The organism is Pseudomonas sp. PA15(2017), assembly GCF_001945395.1.
Lineage (GTDB): Bacteria > Pseudomonadota > Gammaproteobacteria > Pseudomonadales > Pseudomonadaceae > Aquipseudomonas.
This window is the reverse complement of sequence record NZ_MSXV01000015.1, coordinates 46,057-52,548: the sequence shown is the minus strand read 5'-3', so window position 1 is coordinate 52,548 and position 6,492 is coordinate 46,057. Positions and strand designations below refer to the sequence as shown.

The following is a 6,492-nucleotide window of genomic DNA, read 5'->3' as shown; positions in this document are numbered from 1 at the left end:
CTTTGCCCGCGACCTTCGCCCTGGATATAACCCATAAACGACAATGCCCCTATCAACCGATAGAGGCATTGTCTTCAACTCACCCTCGGACTGCTAGGTTTTCACACAGTCTGCTGAGGCAGCCGTTTTTCCATGGACGCCAATCGGATCAGAGCGCGGCAGTGGCCAGGCCGGCCTGCTGAACGAGATCCAGCAGCGGCTGCGGGTACACGCCGAGCACGAAGGCCAGGGCTGCGACCAGCATCAACATGATGCCGCCGGCACGTTGGCCCCAGTTGAACGGTGCATCGTGACGCTGCAGGTTCGGCTCGTTGAGGAACAGCGTGACCATCACGCGCAGGTAGTAGAACACCGCGATGGCGCTACCCAGGATCAGCGCACCGATCAGCCACCACAGTTGCGCCTGCACACCCGCGGCAATCACGTAGAACTTGCCGATGAATCCTGCAGTGAGTGGGATACCAGCCAGCGACAGCATCATCACGGTCAGCACCGCGGTCAGGTACGGGCGACGCCAGAACAGTCCGCGATACTCGTACAGTGCGTCGGCGTCACGGCCGTTGTAGGGCGTCGACATCAGGGTGATCACCCCGAAGGCGCCCAGGCTGGTCAGCACGTAGGTGGCCATGTACACGCCGATGGCTTCCACGGCCAGGCCTTTGCTGGCGATCAGCGCCACCAGCAGATAACCGAAGTGGGCGATCGACGAGTAGCCGAGCAGACGCTTGAGGTTGTTCTGCACCAGAGCCAGCAGGTTGCCGAACAGAATGGAGGCGATGGCGATGACCGTCAGCAGGTCGTTCAGCCAGCCGCCGGCGGTGGCCGGGGAGAGCTGGTACAGACGCAGCAGCACGGCGAACACGGCGACCTTGCTGGCAGTGGCCAGGAAGACGGCCACCGGCGCCGGAGCGCCTTCGTATACGTCCGGCGTCCACAGGTGGAAGGGCACCATGGACAGCTTGAACGCCAGGCCGATGAGCATCATGCCGATACCGATCTGCACCAGCTGGCTGCCGCTGGCAGCAGCCAGGCTGGCACCGATCTGGGCGAAGCTCAGGCTGCCGGCGTCGGCATACAGCAGCGCCATGCCGAACAGCAGGAAGGCGCTGCCGGCGGCCGACAGCACCATGTACTTGATGCCGGCTTCCAGCGACCGCCTGTTGAAATAGGCGTAGGCGATCATCCCGTAGGTCGGCACCGAAAGCAGTTCCAGGCCGATGAACAGCCCTGCCAGGTGCTCGGTGCTGACCAGCACCAGGCCACCGGCCGCGGAGAGCAGCAGCAGCAGGTACATTTCTTCGCGGTTGCGCGGGTAGCCCTTGGTCTGCCCGTCATTGACCTTGGCCTCGCCCAGGTAGGCATGGGTGAGGGTGACGCAAGCCAGCGTCGCGATCAGCACCAGCGCCATGTAGTAACAGGCGAAGGTGTCGATCTGCATCAGCGGGGTGACTTGCAGCGGGGTGACGCCAAGGGTCGGCAGCAGTGACAGCAGCGCCGCGTTGAGGCCGATCACCGAGAGCACGAAGGTCATCGCGTGGCTGCGTTTCCAGGCGATGGCCAGCATGACCACCACCACGGTGGCGCAGGTGACCAGCAGCGGCAGCAGGGCGATCAGGTGTTGGGTGGTGAATTGCACAGCATGATGTTCCATAGATTTAACCCTTACCGGCCCGAGGCGAGTTGATCGAGAGCGCCACTGAACCACTGCTGCACGCCTTGCATGCTGGCGGCAGAGGTGTCGAGCACCGGCTGCGGGTAAACGCCGAGCAGGATCAGCAGCACCGCGAGGCACAGCACCATGCTCAGTTCACGAAATTGCAGGCCCGGCAGCGGGCTGTCGTTCTTCACCCGGCCGAAGTGGGCGCGGTGAATCATGATCAGCGAGTACACCGAGCCCAGTACCAGGCCGGTCGCCGCGATCACGGTGACCCACGGTGCGGCCTTGAAGCTGCCGATCAGGATCAGGAACTCGCCGACGAAGTTGCCGGTGCCCGGCAAGCCCAGTGCCGCAGCCGCGAAGAACAGGCTCAACGCCGGCAGCCAGGACATGCGTGCCCAGATGCCGCCCATCTCGCGCATGTCGCGGGTGTGCAGGCGCTCGTACAGCTGGCCGCAGAGGATGAACAGCGCCGCAGCCGAAAGGCCGTGGGCCATCATCTGCACCACCGCACCCTGCAAGGCGATCTGGCTGCCCGAGTAGATGGCGATCAGCACGAAGCCCATGTGCGACACGCTGGAATAGGCCACCAGGCGCTTGATGTCGGTCTGCGCGAACGACAGCAGGGCGCCGTAGATGATCGCGAACACGCCCAGGTACATGGCGATCGGCGCGAACTCCGCCGAGGCATTCGGGAACAGCGGCAGCGAGAAGCGCAGCAGGCCGTAGGCGGCGGTTTTCAGCAGGATACCGGCGAGGTCCACCGAGCCTGCGGTCGGTGCCTGAGCGTGGGCATCGGGCAGCCAGGAGTGGAAGGGCACCACCGGGAACTTCACCGCGAAGGCGATGAAGAAGCCCAGCATCAGCAAGTATTCGGTACCTTCGGACAGCTCGGTCTTGAGCAGGTCGGCATAGTTGAAGGTGAACACGCCGGTCTGGTTGAAGTGCACGAACACCAGGCCAAGGATCGCCACCAGCATCACCAGGCCGCTGGCCTGGGTGAAGATGAAGAACTTGGTGGCCGCGTTGATGCGGCTCTTGCCAGGGCTACCGCTATGACCCCAGAGCGCGATGAGGAAATACATCGGCACCAGCATCATTTCCCAGAAGAAGAAGAACAGGAACAGGTCGATGGCCAGGAACACGCCGACCACACCGCCGAGAATCCACATCAGGTTGAGGTGGAAGAAGCCGACGCGGTTCTGGATCTCGTTCCACGAACAGAGCACCGACAGCACGCCGAGCAGGCCGGTGAGGGTGACCATCAGCACCGACAGGCCATCCATCGCCAGATGGATGCTGATGCCGAAGCGCTCGATCCAGCGTACCTGGAATTCGTGGGCCCAGCGTGGCTCGGCACCCGGCGCAGGCGCGAGGCTGAAGTCACCGGTGCCCCACAGCCAAAGGCCGAGGCCGAACAGCAGGGACATGGTCAGCAGCGCGATCCAGCGCGGCAGGGTTCCGCCGAAGCGCTCCGCCTGCCAGCACAACAGGCCGCCGATAAAGGGAATCAGGATTAGCCAAGGCAGAATCATGACGGGCGAGTTTCCTTAGAAAAAGTATTCGGGATCATCGGTCAGGCCAGCAGCACGGCAGCGAGCACCAGCACGGCGCCCCCGGCGATGGAGATGGCGTACCAGCGCAGATGCCCGGTTTCGCTGCGGCTCAGTACGCCATGACCACCACGCGCCAGGCGCGGGACGATGCCGATGGCACCGTCGATCGGGTCACGGGCGAGCACTCGGCAGAAGAACAGGTAGGGCTGCACGAAAATCTTGTCGTAAAGCCAGTCGAAGCCCCAGGCGGCGAACCACCAGGCCGACAGGAACCGACCCGGCGCGCTGCCCGCGACGGCGCTGACGAAATTGCGCTTGCCGAGGAACAGCATCGCTGCTAACAGGATACCGGCCAGGGCGATGCAGCCCGAGACGATTTCCAGGCTGTGCTTGGCCTCGCCACCGGCATGGCCGGCGCTCTGCGGCAGCACGCCAGCCAGCGGCGGGGTGATCCAGGCGCCGATGAAGGTCGACAGCACGATCAGCACGATCAGCGGCAGGTTGTGGGCGATGCCATGACCGGCATGGGCGTCGGTCTTTTGCTCGCCATGGAAGGCGATGAAGATCAGCCGGAAGGTGTAGATCGAGGTCATGAAGGCGCCCAGCAGGCCGGCGTAGAGCAGGCCGGAATTACCGCTGGCGAAGGCTTCCCAGAGAATCTCGTCCTTGGAGTAGAAGCCCACGGTGATCAGCGGCAGCGCCGCCAGGGCCGAGCCGCCGACGATGAAGCTGGCATAGGCCAGCGGCAGCTTCTTCCACAGGCCGCCCATCTTGAAGATGTTCTGCTCGTGGTGGCAGGCGTGGATCACCGAACCGGAGGCGAGGAACAGCAGCGCCTTGAAGAAGGCGTGGGTCATCAGGTGGAAGATCGCCGCGTCCCAGGCGCCAACGCCCAGGGCCAGGAACATGTAGCCGATCTGGCTCATGGTCGAGTAGGCGAGGATGCGCTTGATGTCGGTCTGTACCAGGGCGGCGAAACCCGCCAGCACCAGGGTCACGCCACCGACGATGCCGACCAGCTCGAGAATCTCCGGGGTCAACAGGAACAGGCCATTGGTACGGGCGATCAGATAGACGCCCGCGGTGACCATGGTGGCGGCGTGGATCAGTGCAGAAACCGGAGTCGGGCCGGCCATGGCGTCGGCCAGCCAGGTCTGCAGGGGCAACTGGGCGGATTTACCGACCGCGCCGCCGAGCAGCATCAGGGTCGCCAGCCATAGCCAGGTATCGCCGGCTGCGTACTTCTGCGGGGCCAGCACCATCAGCTCCTGGATGTTCAGGGTGCCGAGGTTGAGGAACAGCAGGAACAGGCCGATCATCAGGAACACGTCGCCGATCCGGGTGACGATGAACGCCTTCAGCGCCGCGTTACCGTTGGGCACGTGCTTGTAATAGAAGCCGATCAGCAGGTACGAGCACAGGCCCACGCCTTCCCACCCGAAGAACAGGGTCATCAGGTTGTCGCCCAGCACCAGCAGCAGCATGCTGAAGATGAACAGGTTGGTGTAGGAGAGGAAACGCGAGTAACCCTCTTCACCACGCATGTACCAACTGGCGAACATGTGGATCAGGAAGCCCACGCCGGTAACCACGCCGAGCATGGTCAGCGACAGGCCGTCCAGGTACAGGGTGAAGCTCGGCGCCAGGCCGTCGACGCTCATCCACTGCCACAGGGTCTGGGTGTAAACGCCGTCTGCCGGTGGCGCGACGTTGAACTGCCACATGATCCAGGCGGTGGTCAGGGCCGACAGGCCGACCGAGCCGACACCGACGATGGCGGCAGCGCCTTCGCTCAGGCGGCCGCGGGAAAAGGCCAGGATGAACCAGCCGATCAATGGGAACAGTAGGGTCAGGAATAGGAGGTTCATCCGCGCATCTCGCTGGCTGCGTCGATATCGAGGGTGTGGAAGCGGCGATACAGCTGCAGCAGGATCGCCAGGCCGATGCTCGCTTCGGCGGCGGCCAGGGCGATGACCAGAATGAACATGATCTGCCCGTCAGCCTGGCCCCAGCGCGCACCAGCGACCACGAAGGCGAGGGCGGCGGCATTCATCATCACTTCCAGGCTCATTAGCACGAACAGGATGTTGCGGCGCACCATCAGGCCGACCAGGCCGAGGCTGAACAGCACGCCGGCCAGCGCCAGGCCGTGCTCCATTGGAATACCGTTCATGGCGTAGCATCCTTGATGTCGTTACGGCCCAGGTGATAGGCGGCGACCAGTGCGGCCAGCAGCAGCATGGACGCCAGCTCGACGGCCAGCAGATAAGGGCCGAACAGGTGAATGCCCACGGCCTTGGCATCGACCGTGGTGTGGCCGATGGTGGCGCCGCTCGGGACGGCGAACAGCACGTACAACAGCTGACCCAGCAGCAGCGCGGAAAGCAACGCCGGGCCGATCCAGATGCCCGGGGTCAGCCAGGTGCGTTCCTGCTGTACCGAAGCCGGGCCGAGGTTGAGCATCATCACCACGAACACGAACAGCACCATGATGGCGCCGGCGTAGACGATGATCTCCAGGGCGCCGGCGAACGGCGCGCCGAGGCTGAAGAACACCATGGACACGGCGAGCAGCGAGATGATCAGGTAGAGCAGGGCATGCACCGGGTTCTTGCCGGTGATCACGCCGAAGGTCGAAGCAACCGCGACCCCTGCGGAGAAGTAGAAGGCGAATTCCATTATGGCAACAACCCCTTGACGTTGATCGGCTCGGCTTCGTCTTGCGCGGCGCCTTTCGGCTTGCCGGCGATGGCCATGCCGGCCACGCGGTAGAAGTTATAGTCCGGGTTCTTGCCGGGGCCGGAGATCAGCAGGTCTTCCTTCTCGTACACCAGGTCCTGACGCTTGAACTCGCCCATTTCGAAATCCGGGGTGAGCTGGATCGCGGTGGTCGGGCAGGCTTCCTCGCACAGGCCGCAGAAGATGCAGCGCGAGAAGTTGATGCGGAAGAAGTCCGGGTACCAGCGGCCGTCTTCGGTTTCCGCCTTCTGCAGCGAAATGCAGCCTACCGGGCAGGCCACGGCGCACAGGTTGCAGGCTACGCAGCGTTCTTCGCCGTCGGGGTCGCGGGTCAGGACGATGCGGCCGCGGTAGCGCGGCGGCAGGTAGACCTGTTCTTCCGGGTATTGCAGGGTGTCGCGCTTGCGAAAGCCATGGCCGAAGACCATGGCCAGGCTGCGCAATTGCGTGCCGGTGCCGACCAGTACGTCCCATATGTATTTGAACATCGCTCTTTCTCCTACGAGGAAATCTACAAATTGCTGCACTCGGCCATGCTGC

6 protein-coding genes are annotated in these 6,492 nt (G+C 63.7%); all 6 read right to left on the bottom strand.

The window, feature by feature from the left end:
• Positions 1 to 148 precede the first annotated feature (148 nt).
• From nuoN to nuoI, 6 genes are read right to left on the bottom strand one after another with little or no spacing between them, the layout of a single operon-like run.
• A complete protein-coding gene (gene nuoN, locus BVH03_RS06430) occupies positions 149 to 1,636 on the bottom strand; it encodes an NADH-quinone oxidoreductase subunit NuoN (protein ID WP_075960400.1) in 1,488 nt (495 codons plus the stop codon).
• A gap of 26 nt (positions 1,637 to 1,662) precedes the next feature.
• Positions 1,663 to 3,192: an NADH-quinone oxidoreductase subunit M gene (nuoM, locus tag BVH03_RS06425; protein WP_075960399.1), complete on the bottom strand. Its 1,530-nt coding sequence runs from the start codon at positions 3,190 to 3,192 to the stop codon at positions 1,663 to 1,665.
• Positions 3,193 to 3,233: 41 nt separating this feature from the next.
• Positions 3,234 to 5,081 (bottom strand): NADH-quinone oxidoreductase subunit L, encoded by a 1,848-nt coding sequence (nuoL, locus tag BVH03_RS06420; RefSeq protein ID WP_075960398.1) that lies wholly within the window; start codon positions 5,079 to 5,081, stop codon positions 3,234 to 3,236.
• Positions 5,078 to 5,386 (bottom strand): NADH-quinone oxidoreductase subunit NuoK, encoded by a 309-nt coding sequence (gene nuoK, locus BVH03_RS06415; protein ID WP_027905359.1) that lies wholly within the window; start codon positions 5,384 to 5,386, stop codon positions 5,078 to 5,080. Before nuoK ends, nuoL begins: the two co-directional genes overlap by 4 nt.
• A complete protein-coding gene (gene nuoJ / locus BVH03_RS06410) occupies positions 5,383 to 5,892 on the bottom strand; it encodes an NADH-quinone oxidoreductase subunit J (RefSeq protein ID WP_027905360.1) in 510 nt (169 codons plus the stop codon). Before nuoJ ends, nuoK begins: the two co-directional genes overlap by 4 nt.
• Entirely contained in the window at positions 5,892 to 6,440 is a 549-nt protein-coding gene (gene nuoI, locus BVH03_RS06405) for an NADH-quinone oxidoreductase subunit NuoI (RefSeq protein ID WP_075960397.1), read from the bottom strand. Before nuoI ends, nuoJ begins: the two co-directional genes overlap by 1 nt.
• Between the last annotated feature and the right edge of the window lie 52 nt (positions 6,441 to 6,492).